The sequence below is a fragment of the Nesterenkonia sp. AN1 genome (assembly GCF_000582475.1).
GTDB lineage: Bacteria > Actinomycetota > Actinomycetes > Actinomycetales > Micrococcaceae > Nesterenkonia > Nesterenkonia aurantiaca.
The window spans coordinates 77,428-94,303 of record NZ_JEMO01000001.1; the positions used below are offsets into that span (position 1 = coordinate 77,428).

The 16,876-nt window shown below is 66.8% G+C and carries 13 protein-coding genes; 6 read left to right on the plus strand and 7 right to left on the minus strand.

From position 1 onward, the window contains the following. Positions 1-69: 69 nt before the first annotated feature. The 4 genes from BG28_RS00405 to BG28_RS00420 form a co-directional block, all read right to left on the minus strand. Complete coding sequence (locus BG28_RS00405) at positions 70-945, minus strand: 1,4-dihydroxy-2-naphthoate polyprenyltransferase (RefSeq protein ID WP_036473172.1); 876 nt, start codon at positions 943-945, stop codon at positions 70-72. Further along, positions 933-2,411 carry an AMP-binding protein gene (locus BG28_RS00410; RefSeq protein WP_084479276.1) on the minus strand — a complete coding sequence of 493 codons (1,479 nt, stop codon included), beginning with the start codon at positions 2,409-2,411 and terminating at the stop codon, positions 933-935. Before BG28_RS00410 ends, BG28_RS00405 begins: the two co-directional genes overlap by 13 nt. Beyond that, positions 2,368-2,694: a hypothetical protein gene (locus tag BG28_RS00415; protein WP_036473174.1), complete on the minus strand. Its 327-nt coding sequence runs from the start codon at positions 2,692-2,694 to the stop codon at positions 2,368-2,370. The genes BG28_RS00410 and BG28_RS00415 overlap by 44 nt, the downstream gene beginning before the upstream one ends. A gap of 73 nt (positions 2,695-2,767) precedes the next feature. Beyond that, the gene (locus tag BG28_RS00420) at positions 2,768-3,043 is read right to left on the minus strand and encodes a hypothetical protein (protein ID WP_036473176.1); all 276 of its coding nucleotides are present in this window, start codon (positions 3,041-3,043) and stop codon (positions 2,768-2,770) included. Positions 3,044-3,668: 625 nt separating this feature from the next. Here BG28_RS00420 and BG28_RS00425 point away from each other — a divergent pair. The 4 genes from BG28_RS00425 to BG28_RS00435 all read left to right on the plus strand — a co-directional run bounded on the left by BG28_RS00425 (position 3,669) and on the right by BG28_RS00435 (position 10,764). Next, positions 3,669-6,620 (plus strand): FAD-binding and (Fe-S)-binding domain-containing protein, encoded by a 2,952-nt coding sequence (locus BG28_RS00425; RefSeq protein ID WP_036473178.1) that lies wholly within the window; start codon positions 3,669-3,671, stop codon positions 6,618-6,620. A gap of 335 nt (positions 6,621-6,955) precedes the next feature. Next, positions 6,956-7,150: a ferredoxin gene (locus tag BG28_RS14675; RefSeq protein ID WP_084479277.1), complete on the plus strand. Its 195-nt coding sequence runs from the start codon at positions 6,956-6,958 to the stop codon at positions 7,148-7,150. Between the two features lie 121 nt (positions 7,151-7,271). After that, the gene (locus tag BG28_RS00430; protein WP_152539166.1) at positions 7,272-8,087 is read left to right on the plus strand and encodes a phosphatidylcholine/phosphatidylserine synthase; all 816 of its coding nucleotides are present in this window, start codon (positions 7,272-7,274) and stop codon (positions 8,085-8,087) included. A 319-nt stretch (positions 8,088-8,406) separates the two neighbouring features. Continuing rightward, positions 8,407-10,764, plus strand: coding sequence for an FdhF/YdeP family oxidoreductase (locus BG28_RS00435; protein WP_036473475.1), 2,358 nt, complete (start codon positions 8,407-8,409; stop codon positions 10,762-10,764). 150 nt (positions 10,765-10,914) lie between these two features. Here BG28_RS00435 and BG28_RS00440 read toward each other — a convergent pair whose 3' ends face one another. From BG28_RS00440 to BG28_RS00450, 3 genes are all read right to left on the minus strand, one after another. Further along, positions 10,915-12,471, minus strand: coding sequence for an OFA family MFS transporter (locus BG28_RS00440; protein WP_036473180.1), 1,557 nt, complete (start codon positions 12,469-12,471; stop codon positions 10,915-10,917). 222 nt (positions 12,472-12,693) lie between these two features. Next, positions 12,694-13,722: an acyl-CoA thioesterase gene (locus BG28_RS00445; protein ID WP_036473476.1), complete on the minus strand. Its 1,029-nt coding sequence runs from the start codon at positions 13,720-13,722 to the stop codon at positions 12,694-12,696. 248 nt (positions 13,723-13,970) lie between these two features. Next, positions 13,971-14,951, minus strand: coding sequence for a 1,4-dihydroxy-2-naphthoyl-CoA synthase (locus tag BG28_RS00450; RefSeq protein ID WP_235180896.1), 981 nt, complete (start codon positions 14,949-14,951; stop codon positions 13,971-13,973). 141 nt (positions 14,952-15,092) lie between these two features. Between BG28_RS00450 and BG28_RS00455 the strand changes: the two genes are divergently transcribed. Together BG28_RS00455 and BG28_RS00460 are read left to right on the plus strand one after the other, a co-directional pair. Beyond that, the gene (locus tag BG28_RS00455; RefSeq protein WP_036473182.1) at positions 15,093-15,752 is read left to right on the plus strand and encodes a TenA family protein; all 660 of its coding nucleotides are present in this window, start codon (positions 15,093-15,095) and stop codon (positions 15,750-15,752) included. Between the two features lie 71 nt (positions 15,753-15,823). Continuing rightward, positions 15,824-16,858 (plus strand): DUF2332 domain-containing protein, encoded by a 1,035-nt coding sequence (locus tag BG28_RS00460; RefSeq protein ID WP_051500757.1) that lies wholly within the window; start codon positions 15,824-15,826, stop codon positions 16,856-16,858. Positions 16,859-16,876: the final 18 nt, after the last annotated feature.

Consider the following 16,876-nt stretch of genomic DNA (forward strand, 5'->3'; position numbering starts at 1 on the left):
CAGGGCTGAGGTCTTGCGCCGGAGTGCTGCGCCGGAAGGTCATCCGGCCGGAAGCCAGTGGGGGCGACCTCAGCTGAGGATGAGCGCCGCCGAGTAGGTCAGCGCGAAGGCCATGCCGATCAGGCTGGTCAGTTGCAGCACCTTGATCAGCGCGGGCCCCTTCTTCTCGGGTGAGAGTATGATCCGCGCCGGCCCCAGCGCCAGCGGCCAGGCCAGCAGCACCAGCAGGAACCACCAGCTGTGCACCAGGAGTGCCAGCGGCAGCAGCAGGGCGACGCCCACCATGGCGACATAGCCGAACCGGGCACGGCGTTCCCCGAGCCGGACGGCCAGCGTCACCTTCCCGGCCTCCCGATCCGTGGGGATGTCCCGAACGTTGTTGGCCATGAGCAGCGCCGCGGCGACCAGTCCCGATCCGACGGCGCCGATCCCGGCGCCCACGCTCAGCTCGCTCGCCATCGCCCAGGTGGTGCCCAGGGTGGCCACCAGTCCGAAGAAGACGAAGACCATGATCTCGCCGAGTCCGCGGTAGCCGTAGGGCCGAGATCCGCCGGTGTACCACCAGGCGGCCAGCACGCAGGCGGCTCCCACGGCGAGCATCCACCACTGTGCGCTCAGGATCACGATGATCAGCCCGGCGAGCGTGGCCAGCCCGAAGCTGAGGAAGGCGGCGTCCTTGACCTGCCGGGGCTCGGCCGCCTTGGATCCGGTCAGGCGCATCGGGCCCACGCGCACATCATCGGTGCCGCGGATGCCGTCGGAGTAGTCATTGGCGTAGTTGACGCCGACCTGCAGCGCCAGCGCCACCACCAGAGCGAGCGCGGCGATCAGCAGATCGAAGCTCTCGATGGCGTGCGCGGCGGCGGAGCCGATGATCACCGGAGCCACCGCCAGCGGCAGGGTCCGCGGCCGCGCTCCCGCGACCCATTCCTTCACAGTTGCCACATCGTGTCCTCTCGTTGCTGTCTTCTTACGCGTTGAAGCGCGGTTCTGTCGGTATTTGATTCCTCGATAGTCCCGTGTCGGGCCGCTGCACGGGCTCCCGACGGCGTCCCCCGGGTCTTCGAGCGCCATCCCGGTCTTCGGCGGACGCCGCGGCAGATCGACTCAGGACGGCGGCGCACCGAGCAGCCGCAGCAGCGTCTGCGGTCCGGTTTGCCGCTGACCAGCAGCGGCAGCTCAGGGAGGATCAGCACTCGCTTGGGCGTCGCCGCCCGGCCCAGGGAGCCCCGGACCAGCTGCTGCAGCTCTTGCTGGATCACCTCGGCACCGGGCCTTCCCGTGAGCACGACGGCGGCGCTGATCGTCTGTCCCCAGTCGGGGTCCGGGACGGGGCCGACGAAGGCCTCACGGACCTGCGGATGCTCCAGCAGGACCGAGCGGACGCGTTCGGCGGAGACCTTGATCCCACCGGTGTTGATCACGTCGTCGGCGCGGCCCGCGATGCGCAGCATCTGACCCGAGGCGTCGGTGCGGACCTCGCCGAGATCATCGGTGAGGAAGCGAGGCTGCCCGGACTCGGGGCTGATGTCGAAGTGCGCCGCGGTCAGGTCCGCGTCCTCGAGGTAGCCTGCGGCGACCATGGGCCCGGAGATCTGAACCCGTCCTGGGCCTGGGTGCTCCGAGCCTTGCGTCTCAAGCCGCACACCGGGCAACGGCCGGCCGTCATAGACGCAGCCGCCACAGGTCTCGCTCATCCCGTAGGTGCGCACCACGGTCAACCCGTGTGTGGCTGCGCGTTCGAGCAGCTCCGGGGCGGCGGCGCCGCCGCCCAGCAGGATGGCGTCGAAGCGAACCAACGCCGTGGTGAGCGCCGCATCCTGAGGGACGTGGTCCAGCAGGCGCTGCAGCTGGGTGGGGACCAGGGAGACGTACCGGCGCTCTGCCGTGAGTCGACTCGCGGCATCGGTGAAGGCCGTCGGGTCGGTGGTGTGCTGCAGCAGCGGCTCCGGGGCGGTGCCGGCGGCGAGGCTGCGGGCGAGCACGGCGAGCCCGGCCACATAGCTGGGCTGCAGCGTGAGCAGCCACTGCCCTTGCCCGCCGAGCGCCTCCGCGGTGGCTGCGACCGAGGAGTGAAGGGCGGCAGCGGGAAGCAGCGTCTGCTTCGGGGTGCCGGTGGATCCGGAGGTGCGCACAATCACCGCCGCGAGCTCGGGCGGGACATCGTGACGTGAGGTCCAGCTGGGAATGCCGGTCGCGGCGGCGGGTTGAAACTCCAGCGGGGGAGCGGCGGGCTCAGCGCCGGTGGAAAGGTCGGCGGGCTGTGCGTCTTTGTGCAGGTTGGTTCCGATGTTCGCGGGCGAACCCAGGGCGGCGTCCAGCGCGCTCAGTGCTGCAGTGACCCATGAGTCGTTCGGCGGGGCGGTCTCAGGCACCTGCGCTGCCGCCGTCGTCCTGCTTGTCTCGGTCATCTCGTCTGCGCTGCTCCAGCTCTTCCAGGCGAGCCTCGAGCATGTCCAGGCGCCAGCGGTCCTCTGCAGACATATTGTCCTCGGACTTGGTGGGGATCTTCGGTGCCTCGAGTTCGCCCTTGTTCTCCTTCTCCAGCTTCTTCAGCCTTTTGCGCAGCGCCTCGATCTCTTCCTCCGCGTCCGAGCCCCAGGGCAGGGGTCGTCCGGTGGCCATGCTCACGATCTGGGTGACGCCGAAGACGACGATGGCGATTATGGCGATCCACGCGAACCAAGGCAACATGGGCCAAGATTAGCAACTGTGCTCCTCAGCTTGGCAGAGCTGGGAGCTCTCAGGCGTGCACGGGGCTCGGGAGCTAGCCTCGAGCCTGCCGCCACCAGCGGCCGTACGGGTCCCCGGCGGCGACCTCGCTCCGGTGCCCCTGGGGCTGGGCCGGGTCTTCCTCGCCTCCTGGTTGACCTGCGGGCTTGTTGAACTTACTGCGCAGGGCGACCACCACGCCGAGGACGGTGGCGACCGTGGCGAAGCCGCCCACCGTCTGGTCCTCCGCGCCCAGCACGCTCAGGGTGAATCCGCTCATTCCGAGCAGGAGCACGATGGCTGTCCAGAACTTCTTGCTGGTCTCTCCCATCGGGGGAGTCTATTGATTGCAAAAGACTGCCGCTACCCATAGTGATTCTATTGGGTCGATTGGGTCCATGGGCGACGCCGGATTGCGTAGTCTGTGTGAGCAGTGAAGTCACCAGAAATACTATTCCAGCGGCAAAGATAGAGAATGCGAGTGCGAGCAGAGTCGCCTCCCCCGATGTCCCCGGGCAGCCTGCCGAGCTGTCGTCAATCTCCGGGCACGACCGCCACGGTTTGAGGAATACCACGAAGCCACCGATCATTCCGGTGAGGGTCAACGGGATGCCCGTCACCGCGTAGGCGCGTCTCGCGCAGCTGTTTGTCGCGCAGCGATTTGTCGCATGCCGATGCCAGGTCCCACGGCTTTGGACGGAAATAGCGATGGGACATGGCATGTGCATGCGACGGATCCGTGCGGAGGGGATCAGGTACGGAGGGGTCAGGTGCGGAGGGGATCAGGTACGGAGGGGGCCAGCTGCGGATCATGACGCGCGGGGTGCGGCAGATTTCAGAGGAAGTACTCCTCAGGGGGTGACGGGGGCCTGCTGGTCGGACACAATGCAGGTACCCGATCGAGACGCCAGACGCTCTAGGACGCGCCGGATGGTGCGAGGCAAGGAAGTGGCCCAGTGACGCTGACGAGCAGGCCCGACATCGCCCACGAGCTGGTCCATGAGCTGACCCGTGCGGGAGTCTCGCAGGTGGACGCCTCCGTGCTGGCCCGGAGCATGTACTCCTCCGACGCGAGCCTGTACCGGGTGGTGCCGGAGGTGGTCGTCCGGCCTCAGCACGTCGAGGAGCTCCACGCCATCCACGAGGTCTCACGCTCAGCGGGAGTGCCGGTCACCATGCGCGGAGCCGGCACCTCGATCGCCGGCAACGCCGTGGGCGAGGGGATCGTCGTCGACACCCGGGACCTGAAACGGATCATCTCCATCGACCCGGACGCCCGGACCGCCAGGGTCCAGCCGGGGGTGGTGCACGCGGATCTGCAGCGAGCGGCGGCGAGGCATGGTCTGCGCTTCGGCCCCGACCCTTCGACTCATTCCCGGTGCACCATCGGCGGAATGATCGGCAATAATGCCTGCGGGTCACGCGCGCTGGGGTACGGGCGCACCGCGGACAACGTCGAGGCGGCCACCGTGCTCTTCGGCAACGGCGAGCTGGGCAGCTTCGATTCGCGCAGCGGATCGGCCCGGGGGGCGACGGCGGAGCACCTGCTCGGGCTCGCTGGGCGCAATCTCGGACATGTCCGCACGCGATTCGGGCAGTTCAGCCGCCAGGTCTCCGGCTACAGCCTCGAGCATCTGCTGCCGGAGAACCGCGGGCGGATCGAACGGTTCCTGGTCGGCAGCGAGGGCACCCTGGCCTCGGTGCTCGAGGCTGAGGTGCGGCTGGTCCGTGACGACCCGCACCGGCTCCTGCTGGTGCTCGGATATGGCACGGTCAGCGAGGCCGCCGACGCGGTCCCGCACATCCTCGACGCGGTCCACGGCGAGTTCGGCCCGAACAGCCTGATCGCCTGCGAAGGGATGGACTCCCGGCTGGTGGCGCTGGTCCGCTCGGCAGGCAAGCCGGTGCCGCAGCTTCCCCGAGGCCAGAGCTGGCTCTTTGTCGAAGCCGCAGGAGATGCGGCGAATGCGGTCATCGAGACGGTCAAGTCCGCCTCCGCCGCGCTCGATACCCGTTTCATCGAAAGTCCCGCCGAGGCGGCCGCGCTGTGGAAGATCCGGGAGGACGGCGCCGGACTGGCCGGGATCAGTCTGTCCACCCCGGCGCATTCGGGGTGGGAGGACTCTGCCGTGCCGCCGAAGCACCTAGGGGCCTGGATGCGCGACTTCGAGGCGCTGCTGAAGGAATTCGGACTGCAGGGCTACCCCTATGGCCATTTCGGCGACGGGTGTATCCATTGCCGCATCGACTTCCCGTTTCACCATGGAGATCCTTCCAGCACCGGGGTGTTCCGGGAGTTCATGCTGGCCGGCGCCGAACGACTCGCGGTCTACGGCGGATCGCTCTCCGGCGAGCACGGCGACGGCCGAGTGCGCTCAGAGCTGCTGCCGTTCATGTACGACGAGACTTCCCTGGATCTCTTCGCCCAGGCCAAGCGGATCTGTGACCCCGAGAACCTGCTGAACCCTGGGATCATCACCGGCCCGGAGCTCCAGGGCGCCCGAGCCGGTCACCCTGGAGGCACCGGAGCGCAGGTCAACACCGAGGACATCCGCCCCACCCGACCGAAGCAGACGCTGCCCTGGCCCGGGCTGCTGATGCCGCACGACGACGGCGACTACGGTGCCGCGGTGCACCGTTGCTCCGGCGTCGGGCGTTGTGTGGCGCCCAAGACCACCGGGGTCATGTGTCCCTCCTATCTGGCGACCACCCAGGAGAAGGACTCCACACGGGGGAGGGCTCGGGTGCTTCAGGAAGCCATGGACGGGACGTTGGTGCACGGCCTCAGCGACCCCGCGGTGCACGAGGCCCTGGACCTGTGCCTGTCCTGCAAGGGCTGCGCCTCCGACTGCCCGGTCGGGGTGGACATGGCCGCCTATAAGGCGGAGGCGCTGCACCAGAAGTACGACCGGGACTCCGAGGGTCGTCCACGGCGCCGGCTCCGTCCGCGCAGCCACTACGTCCTGGGACGGCTCCCGGTCTGGGCGAAGCTCGCCGCCCCGGTGGCGCCGCTGGCAAACCTGATGATGACCCTGACCCCGCTCGCTGCGGCGGCGAAATGGGTGGCCGGGATCGATCAGCGCCGGTCGGTGCCGAAGTTCGCATCCCGGACGCTGCGCCGAGCTGCGGGGAGGCTGAACACCGCCAGCTCCTCCAGCGCGGTCGAAGCGGCCACTGGGAACAGCGGGCAGCCCGATGTGTGGGTCTGGGCGGATTCCTTCACCAACCACTTCTTCCCCCAGTCCGGTCTGGCCGCGATCGAATACCTGCAGGCCCAGGGGCTCGAGGTTCGGTTGATCCAGAAGGAGGGCTGCTGCGGGCTGCCGTGGATCTCGACGGGTCAGCTTGACCAGGCTCGGCGGAGGATCACCCAGGCCGTGGAGGTGCTCGCGCCCTATATCAGCTCGGGCGTGCCGGTGATCGGTCTGGAGCCCAGCTGTCTGGCCACGCTGCGCAGCGACGCGCTTGAGCTCTCCGACAGCGAAGAGGCCAGGATCGTGGCCGCGGGAGTGCTCACCTTTGCTGAGCTGCTCACCCGTCTGGAGGAGGAGGACCGGGTGCGACTGCCCGACCTCACCGGGGTCGACGTCGTGGCCCAGCCGCACTGCCACCAATCAGCCATCATCGGGTGGGAGGCCGACCAGGCGCTGCTGAAGAAGGCCGGCGCCGAGGTCACCAAGGTCGCCGGATGCTGCGGGCTCGCCGGGAACTTCGGCGTGGAGAAGGGCCACTATGAGACCTCCGTCGCGGTGGCCGAGACCTATCTCATGCCAGCCGTGCGGGACCAGCGGAAGCGTGGCGGGGACACCGTGGTGCTGGCGGACGGTATGTCCTGCCGGATCCAGCTTGACGACCTCGCCGATGTCCCCGCGATGCACCTGGCGGAGCTGTTGAACCTGCGCACCTGAAGTCTGAGTCATCACCTCACACAGGGTCTCGATGGCATCGAGTCCGGTGCCGTGGACACCTTCCGAGGCCTGACGCCGCGTCCCAGATGTTCGCTCTGAGGGCGGAGTCGAACTGGACCGTCGCCTCGGCGTGCCCCCGTCCGGTCTGGGGCAGGGGCATGAATCGTGGTTCCATCGGTGTGCTGTGACCCTTGGTCTAGATGCTGGCAGGCACCTCGCGTAGCATTCAATCCACGGACCAGTTCCGTTGCAGGCAGCTTGAGACCACCCACTGTGGGCGCATTGCCTGAAGCCCGTCACGAACTCTGTCGCCCCGAGAAGAAGGGACCGTCGCCGTGAAGATTGCGACCACCGAAGATACCTGTGTTGCGGCCGGGCAATGTGTGCGCTCAGCACCGAACGTGTTCGCACAGCGTGCCGACGACGGCAAAGTGGAGCTGCTCAGGGAGAGTCCTCCCGAAGCAGAACACGACCTCGTCCGAGAAGCTGCGGACTTCTGCCCCTCGGCGTCCATCCACATAGAGGAGTAGAACCCAGAGTCCTGTGGGCCCAGCAGATCCATCTCGACGCTCGCGATGGGGGCAGCCTCGGGTGACATGGTGTGCCAGATCGATCTGGCCGCAGGCACATCGAGCAGACTAGGGTGAGGCCATGTCTCCGCCTCAATCCGGTCCTTGGCATCGCCTGGGAGCGATGTCGGTCCATGCCTATACCGCACTGGGTGTGGTCCTTGCGCTGCTGATGGTGCACATGTCCTATGCCGGTGAAGTCGAGATCGTGCTGTGGCTCTTCCTCGCCGCAATGATCATCGACGGCTCTGACGGCTTTCTGGCACGCCGCTTCCGCGTCAAGGAGGTGGTGCCGGGCTTCGACGGTGCGCTGCTGGACAACATCATCGACTACATCACCTACGCCTTTGCGCCGATGGTGCTCCTGTGGAGCGCAGGCTATCTGCCGGGCGGCTGGCTCGGCGGCGTGGTGGCCTCCATCCCGCTGCTTGCCTCCTGCTATCAGTTCTGCCGCAGCGACGCGAAGACCGACGACCACTTCTTCGTCGGATTCCCCAGCTACTGGAACATCGCGGCGTTCTACCTCATCGTGCTCGGGGCGAGCACTGCCGCGACCACCACCACGCTGCTTGCCCTGACAGTGCTCATCTTCGTTCCGATCAAGTACGTCTACCCCTCCCGCACCGAGACCGCGTGGTGGTTGACCATGACGCTGACCACGCTGTGGTTGGGCCTGTACGCGCTGATTCTTGTGCAGTACCCCGCACCGAGCCTGTGGCTGATCGTCTTGTCCGGCGGCTACATGCTCTACTACGCAGCCCTGAGCCTGCGCCTGACGTTGAATCGACGGAATCAGATCAGGGACGCGGCCGGCTCAGCCATCGCTGCGGACGGCTCCTCCGCTGTGGTCGGCGATGAGGCTGTTCGGCAGTGCCCGCACTGCGCGGCGGAAGTCTGAGCGAGGCCGCGGTCCTCGCCTGGCATGAGGGGTTCCGAACGGGGACAGAGGTCCCATTCTCGTCCCGGGCGACCACGACGGTGATGCGATTCGTCGTCTGGGTCGGATGCCCGTTCCGCAGTGGTGACGGTTCGTGGTTCAACGCGCAGTCCGCGGCCCCACCCGTAACGTTGCACCTCCGAACTCCCTGAAACCTCGGCCTGACCAGAGACGCAATCACACCGGGGGCAGTGCATGACGTATCCCATATCTGTATCGTGAGTCACAATGGCGGAAGTAGGACCACTGCACGACAAGTCAAGGCTCAGAAGGGATGCTCATGACTCGCTCCAATCCACCCGTGGAGGAAGCTGACGAGAACGATCTCGAAGTTGACAAGCCCAAAGACTGGGCGGCCGGAATGCCGGGCGTCTACCACTCGATGCAGCCGGCGCTCAAGCACATGGGTGCCGAGCGGACCGCTCGCACGCTGCTCGCGATGAACCAGAAACAAGGGTTCGACTGCATGAGCTGCGCCTGGCCGGACCCATCCGGGCACCGGAGCAAGTTCGAGTACTGCGAGAACGGGGCCAAGGCAGTCACCTGGGAGGCCACCCCGGTGACGGTGGCCTCCGAGTTCTGGGCCGAACATTCGATCAGCGAGCTGCGTGAGCGCTCCGAGTACTGGCTGGGGATGCAGGGCCGACTCACAGAACCCGTCTACAAGGCAGCCGGTGACGACCACTATCGGCCGGTCGACTGGGACACGGCGATCAAGATCGTTTCTGACAAGCTCAAGGGTCTTTCCTCTCCCGATGAAGCTGCGTTCTACACCAGCGGCCGCGCCTCCAACGAGGCGGCGTTCGCCTATCAGTTGTTCATCCGTGGCTTCGGAACCAACAACATGCCCGACTGTTCAAACATGTGCCATGAGTCCTCCGGTGTGGCGATGAGCGAGACCATCGGAGTCGGCAAAGCCACGGTCGCCTACGACGACTTCCTCACCACGGACCTGATGATCCTCATCGGGCAGAATCCGGGAACCAACCACCCGCGCATGCTCAGCGCCATGGAGCAGCAGAAGAAGAACGGCGGCCAGATCGTCGCGGTCAATCCCCTGCCCGAGGCGGGTCTGCGCCGGTTCAAGAACCCGCAGAAGCCCAACGGGGTCGTCGGCCGAGGCACCGAACTCGCCGATCAGTTCCTGCAGATCCGCGCCGGAGGCGACATGGCCCTGCTTCAAGCTGTGTCCAAGCGGGTGCTTGAAGCCGAGGACGCGAGCCCCGGCAGCGTGCTCGACCATGAATTCATCGCCGAGCACTGCGAGGGGCTGGACGCGCTGCGCGAACACCTCTCGCACCTGGAAGAAGAGACCGTGCTGGAGGCGACCGGGCTGCGTGCGGCGGAGATCGACGAACTCACCGATCGGTATATCAATGCTGAATCGGTCATCATCACCTGGGCGATGGGGGTCACGCAGCAGAAGAATGGTGTCGGCACGATCAAGGAGATCATCAACCTGCTCCTGCTGAGGGGAAACTTCGGCCGACCGGGAGCGGGCGCCTCGCCGATTCGCGGGCACTCCAACGTCCAAGGTGACCGCACGATGGGCATCTGGGAGCAGATGCCCGACTCGTTCCTGGACGCGCTCGGCAAAGAGTTCTCCTTCGAGCCTCCGCGCGAGCACGGTGTCGATTCGGTCGACGCCGTGCGTGGCATGCGCGATGGAGACATCAAGTTCTTCCTCAGCCTGGGAGGCAACTTCGCGGCCGCGATGTCTGACACGGCAGCCACCGAGGCGGCGATGCAGAATCTGGAGATGAACGTCCAGATCTCCACCAAGCTGAATCGATCCCACACCGTGGTGGGTCAGGAAGCGCTCATCCTGCCGACTATGGGCCGCACCGAGATCGATGTTCAGGCCTCCGGGCCGCAGTTCGTCTCGGTCGAGGACACCGTCAGCGCCGTGCACTCCTCCGAAGGCCGGGTCGAACCGGTAGCGCCGAACCTGCTCTCCGAGGTCGCCATCGTCAGCCGTATCGCCCACGCGACCCTGGGCAGCCGGATTGCAGCCGACTGGGAAGGATTCGAGGACAACTACGATCTCATCCGCGACCACATCTCCCATGTCGTGCCGGGGTGTGAGAACTACAATCAGCGCATCCGAGAGAAGGACGGCTTCCTGTTGGCGAACGGGCCGCGGGACTTCCGCAGGTTCGACACCCCGAGCGGCAAGGCCGTGATGACGGTGAACGAGCTGGACCTCATCGACTGCCCGCCGAATCGTCTGATTCTGCAGACCATGCGTTCACATGACCAGTTCAACACCACCATCTACGGCTACAACGACCGGTACCGCGGGATCAAGAAGGGCCGACACGTGCTCTTCGTGAACCCTGAGGATCTGGTGCAGCTGGGCTTCAGCGATGGTGACCTGGTGGATGTGCATGGAGAATACGCCGACGGCAAGGACCGCGTGCTGCGCAAGTTCCGGGCGGTGGCCTATCCCACGGCCCGGGGCTCCGCCGCTGTGTACTACCCGGAGGGCAACGTTCTGGTGCCGCTCGATGACACCGTGGTCGGCAGCAACACTCCGGTCTCGAAGGGCGTCATCATTCGACTCGAGCCGGCCGGGGACGGCCCCGCCGGGGGCAGCAGCGAGGAGAACAAGCAGGAGAACATGCCTGCCACCGTCTGATCCCTGGAGAGCCGACCTCGCAGCCTGAGGTCGGCTCTCCACTCGGGTGAGAGGTCCCCCCACAAGGCGTGGATCACAAAGGCCGGGCTGCTCCAGCAGGAGCAGCCCGGCCTTTGTGTGCCCGATCCAGGCGACGGGAAGCGTGTGGACTCAATTGGTGAACAGCTGAGCTCCGTTGATGATCGTGTAGATGAACCCATAGGCGATCGGGGTTCCGACGATGACCCAGGCGACAGCAACGGGGACCGGGGGCGGTCCGGCAGGTGTCACAGTCGTGTCGCGACCGGGATCCTCCTGCGGCTTCCGGGTGTCGACGCTGTCGGATGAGGGTGAGTGCTCCACGGAGAATTTTTCCTTGACGGGGCGAACCAGCAGGTTGGCGATGAAGCCGACCGCGAGCAGCCCGACCATCGTGTACAGCGCGGGGCGGTAGTCCGAGGCGGTCAACGTGCCGGGCTCGCCGCCGGCGGCGTCGAGGAAGCTGTTGACGATCAGCGGTCCGGCGATACCGGCGCAGGCCCAGGCGGTGAGCAGGCGGCCGTGGATGGCCCCGACCTGCAGAGTGCCGAACAGGTCACGAAGGTAGGCGGGAATCGTGGCGAAGCCGCCTCCGTAGAAGGACAGGATCACACCTGCCAGGACGACGAACAGCGCCATGGAGACGTTCCCCCAGGCGGCCAGGGAGAAGTACAGCAGGGCTCCGAGACCCAGGTAGACCATGTAGATCTGTTTGCGCCCGATCTTGTCCGAGGTCGACGCCCAGATGAACCGTCCCAAGGTGTTGGTCAGGGACAAGAAGGCGACGAATCCGGCGGCAGCGGCCGCTGCGATCACGGTGCTGCCATCATCACCGCGGAAGAAGTCTCGGACAAAGGCGTTGGCCTGCTCAAGGATGCCGATTCCCGCGGTGACGTTCACGAACAAGACAATCCACAGCAGCCAGAACTGCGGGGTCCTGATCGCCATATTTGCCGTCACGTTGCGTTGAGAGATCATCGAGGACTTCTTGGAATTCGAGGGCTCGAAGCCACTCGGAGCCCAGCCCGCTTCGGGAACGCGGACGATCCAGGCGGCGAAGAGCATCATCACCAGATACAGGCCAGCCAATGTGAGGAAGAGAAAGCCCACGGACTGTCCGGAGTGCACTTCGCCGCTCTCCGGAGCTCCGCCGTTGTAGAGGTTCATGAAGAACGTCGAGAGCGGGGAGGCGACCATCGCGCCGACGCCGAATCCCATGATTGCCATACCGGTGCCCATGCCGGGGCGGTCCGGGAACCATTTGATCAACGTCGAGACCGGAGCGATGTAGCCGATGCCGAGCCCGATGCCGCCGATGACGCCATAGCCGAGGTAGACCACCCACAGCTGAGATGTGAAGATGCCCACCGAGCCGATCACGAAGCCGGAGACCCAGAAGACGGTGGAGGCCAGGATGGCGCGGCGAGGGCCGTTGCGGTCCACCCACGTGCCGAACAAGGCCGCTGAAAGGCCGAGCATCACGATCGCCAACGAGAAGATGATGCCGATCGCGGTGTGGCTGGCGTCGAAATGCACCTGGATCGCGTCGCGGTACACGCTGCTGGCGTAGACCTGCCCGATGCACATGTGGATAGCCAGCGCCGCAGGCGGGACGAGCCAGCGACTGAAGCCGGGTTGAGCCGTGACTCTCTGTACGGGACGAGAGCGGGCGGGCGCTGCTGTGGTCATGGCTGATCGACTCCTTGATCTCGGGTAATGCAGATCACACGCTAGCACCCGGGTCCACTCCCGCCGGACGCGCAGACCTCAGGCAGCGCGAGATCTCGAGCTCTGACCGGCATGTGAACCACTCTGGGCGGCTCCATCCTCGCCTGAGGGTCGAACTTCTGGGGCTCCTTCCGCGTGGTGCATCCCCATCGACCTATCCGGTGTCTCCAGCCCGGTCATCGTCTACGGTCGCGGAGCTTCGTCGGGATGCCCCGCGGGCTTCTCCGATTGAGCATCGTTCAGGAGGTGGTCAGGGAGACGACTGCCGGGGGCGCGGCTCCGGATCTCCAGCAGGGTGCGGGTATGCGTCCAGAGCTCACGGTCCTCCTCCGTGACTGGCTCCCACGGAGGAACGGGGACAGAGGTCCCGTTCTCGTCGCGGGCGACCATGATGGTGATGCAATTCGTGGTCTGGGTGAGTTCCCCGCCCTTGGGGTCTCCTGAGCGGACCTCCACGGCGATATGCATGCCCTTGTTGCCGGTGTAGATCAGTCGGGCCTCCACCTCGACGAGGTCCCCGATGTGCACCGGACGTGTGAAGCGGATCCCGCCGGAGAACACCGCCACAGTGTCTCGGCCGCAATAGCGGGAGGAGCAGAGGTAGGCGGCGGTGTCGATCCACTCCATGACCACGCCTCCGTGGACCTTGCCGCCCCAGTTCACGTCCGTGGGTTCTGCCAGGAAACGCAGCGTGACGCGTTCGGCGGTGCCTGCGTCCGTGTAGCGCTGGCTCTTCAACGCCGCCGTGATGGCGTCGCGGATGGGGATCCTGGACATGGCGTAGTCGTGGTCGCGCTTCTGCTCCGGGGTGTGGGGGACGAGTTCCGGCACCGGCGTGGCGTAGCCGTCCGCGTCCACCGCCACGAAGATGACGAGGCAACGGGCGCGCTCCTCGAGGTGGCCCGTCTTGGGGTCGCCCGAGCGGACCGTCGTTTGGATATGCATCGAGGTCCGGCCGGTGTAGAGCACGGTGCCGGTGACCTCCACCATCTCGCCGACCTGGACCGGATCGTGGAAGTGGATGTTGCCGACGTAGGCGGTCACGCAGTAGCTGCCGGACCAGCCGGTGGCCGCAGCGAAGGCCGCCTTGTCCACCCATTCCAGGACCCGACCGGCGTCGACGGTCCCGGCCTTGCCGCGGTCCGTGGGCGCGGCAAGGAATCGCAGGGTGACCTCGTGACGCTGGCCGCTGCCGCTCGTCCGGGTGGCCATCTCTGAGGGGTCCGCTCCGACCCGCACCGAGCCGGGGTGCGAATCTGTTCCGTCGGGGTTGAGGCTGGGATTGGAGCTCATCTCAGGCCGGTCTCCTGTCCGCGCAGCAGCGCATTGAAGGCCATGACTCCCTCGTCCATAGGCCTGATCTGGAGTCTATTCGTTGCCGGTTCGATCGTCTCCGGTCCTCGACGCCCGGCGTGCTCCCAGCAGCGTCAGGAGGCACCGGTATGCAGAAATGACCTGAATCAGTAGTAGTACGGGAACTCGGACCAGTCGGGCTCGCGCTTGGCCAGGAAGGCGTCGCGGCCCTCCACCGCCTCATCGGTCATGTAGCCCATCCGAGTGGCCTCTCCGGCGAACACCTGCTGGCCGGCGAGGCCGTCGTCGGGGGCGTTGAAGGCGAACTTCAGCATCCGGATGGCCTGCGGGGACTGCCGGGCGATGTCGGTGGCGTAGCCCAGTGCGACCTCTTCGAGACGCTCGTGGTCCACGGCCTCGTTGACCGCGCCCACGGCGACCATCTCTTCGGCGGAATGCTCCCGAGCCAGGAAGAAGATCTCCCGGGCCTTCTTCTGGCCCACCTGGCGGGCCAGCAGGGCCGAGCCGTAGCCGGCGTCGAAGGAGCCCACGGTGGCGTCGGTCTGCTTGAACTTTCCGTGCTGCAGCGAGGCGATGCTCAGATCGGCCACCACGTGCAGCGAGTGCCCGCCGCCGGCCGCCCAGCCGTTGACCACGGCGATCACCACCTTGGGCATGGTGCGGATCAGCCGCTGCACCTCCAGGATGTGCAGCCGGCCGGCGCGCGCCGGGTCGATGGTCTCGGCGGTGTCGCCCTCGGCGTAGCGGTATCCGTCGCGGCCGCGGATCCGCTGATCCCCGCCGGAGCAGAAGCTGTGCCCGCCGTCCTTGGCGGAGGGGCCGTTGCCGGTGAGCAGCACGGCGCCCACATCGGGGGTCATCCGGGCGTGGTCCAGCGCGCGGTAGAGCTCATCCACGGTGCCGGGCCGGAACGCGTTGCGCACCTCGGGGCGGTCGAAGGCGATGCGCACCGCCGGCAGATCAGCGGTGATCGTGCCGGCCTCGTCGCGCTGCACACGCCGGTGGTAGGTGACGTCGGTGAAGTCGAACCCTTCCACGGTGCGCCACTGCCAGGGGTCGAAGATGTCGGAGACCTTCGTGGGCAGGCTGGGGACGGTCGGGCTGCTGGGGGTATCTGATCCGGTCACAGGCCCGAGTCTACCGAGGAGCCGGGGTCGTCGTCGGGCTTCGGTTCGACCAGGTTCACGACCCTCTAGGATGTTTTTGGGACAGAGCAGATCTGGATAACCGTCAAAGCCGCTGATCAGGCGGTGCTGGAGAGGCAGAGCATGAGCGCGAGACGATTCACCGAGGAAGCCTGGGCGAGCACGGAGGAGATCCGTGCGCGGATCGAGACCCTGCCGTTCCTGGAACAGCTCGAGGCCGGGTCGCTGCCACGGGAGATCTTCGATAACTACATGGGCCAGGACGCGCTGTACCTCACCGAGTACGCCCGGGCGCTCGCCGCCTGTGCCACGCAGTCCACCGACCCGGAACACATCATGTTCTGGTCCCGGGCCGCGGCCGGAGCGATCGAGGAGGAGCGCGCGCTGCACTCGACCCACGTGGTCGACTTCTCCGCGGTGGATCCCTCACCGACCACCGTGGCCTACACCTCCTACGAGCTGGCCCTGATCTCGGCAGGTTCGCTGCCGGTGCTCGCGGCCTCGGTGCTGCCCTGCTTCTGGATCTACGACGACGTCGGCACCCGGCTCAAGGCCAGGGTCGAATCCCTCGAGGAGCACCCCTACGCGGACTGGATCAGCGCCTACGGAGACCCGGAGTTCCACGAGCTCACCGAGACGGCGAAACGGGTCGTCGATGAGCTGGCCGCGACGGCCAGCGAGCAGACCCGAGCCGCGATGCACGCCGCCTACCGCCGGGCGAGTCAGTACGAATGGATGTTCTGGGACTCGGCATACCGGCAGGAACGCTGGCCGGTCGGCTGAGCGGCCGAGCCGGGGAATTGACGAGCCGATGAGTCGCCGAGGTGCCGAGTTCTTGACCGAGGGGCCCGAAGATGCGTGAACTGCCCGGGCTCGACGCCCAGGACGAGGCGGCCATCGAGGAGCTTGCGACCTACTACCGGCATTTCGCCCAGGTGGAGGCGGCCGGGGTCTCACCCCGTTACGCCGACTGGGCCCTCGGGGTGGCGCAGGATGAGGAGCTGCTCTCGCGGCTGGCCCAGCTCCCAGCCGCCAAGCGGCAGGCCAACCTGCTCTTCGCCGCGGCCCGGCTGCATGGCGTCGAAGCCGCAGCGTGGCCGGAGGCGAACTCACTCATCGGCGCGCGCTGGTCACAGATCGAGGCCACCATCTGTGAACGCGCCACACAGACCAATGAACCCGGACGGATCGCCACGCTGAATCTGGCCTTCGCGCAGATCCAGGCGCAGGAGAAGGCCCCGCTGGCGCTGATCGAGGTCGGCGCTTCCGCGGGGCTCTGCCTATACCCCGACGCCTGGCCCGTGCGCTACCGCAGCGAGGACGCCACCGAGGTGCTGCTCAGCCCGGCGGAGGGCCAGCTGCGCAGCACCGTGGAGCTGACCTGTGAGCTCAGGGGGCTGAAAGCCCCGGAGGTGCTTTCACGGGTGGGTCATCGCGCGGGGATCGATCTGAACCCCCTGGACGTCACGGCGCAGGAAGATCTGCGCTGGCTGGAGGTGCTGATCTGGCCCGGCATGGAACACCGGATCCCGAGGCTCGCCGCCGGCGCGGCTCTGGTGGCCGCAGACCCGCCGGCGCTGCACACCGGTGACCTCAACGAGCGACTCGCCGAGGTCCTGGCCCAGGTGCCGGCCTCGATGACCCCGGTGGTCTTCCACACCGCGGTGCTGGCCTACCTGAGCCGGGCCGACCGGCTGCGGTTCCGCCGCCAGGTGGAGGCCGCGGGCGCCCGATGGGTCAGCAACGAAGGCCTGCAGGTGGTGGAGGGGATCGCGGAGCAGCTCCCGGACGAGACCGACACCGAATCAGGTTTCGTGCTCAGCCTCGACGGCGAGCCGCTCGCCCGCACCGCCCCGCATGGGCAGTCCGCCCGGGCGCTGCGACGCTGACCAGCTCCTGCCGCTGAG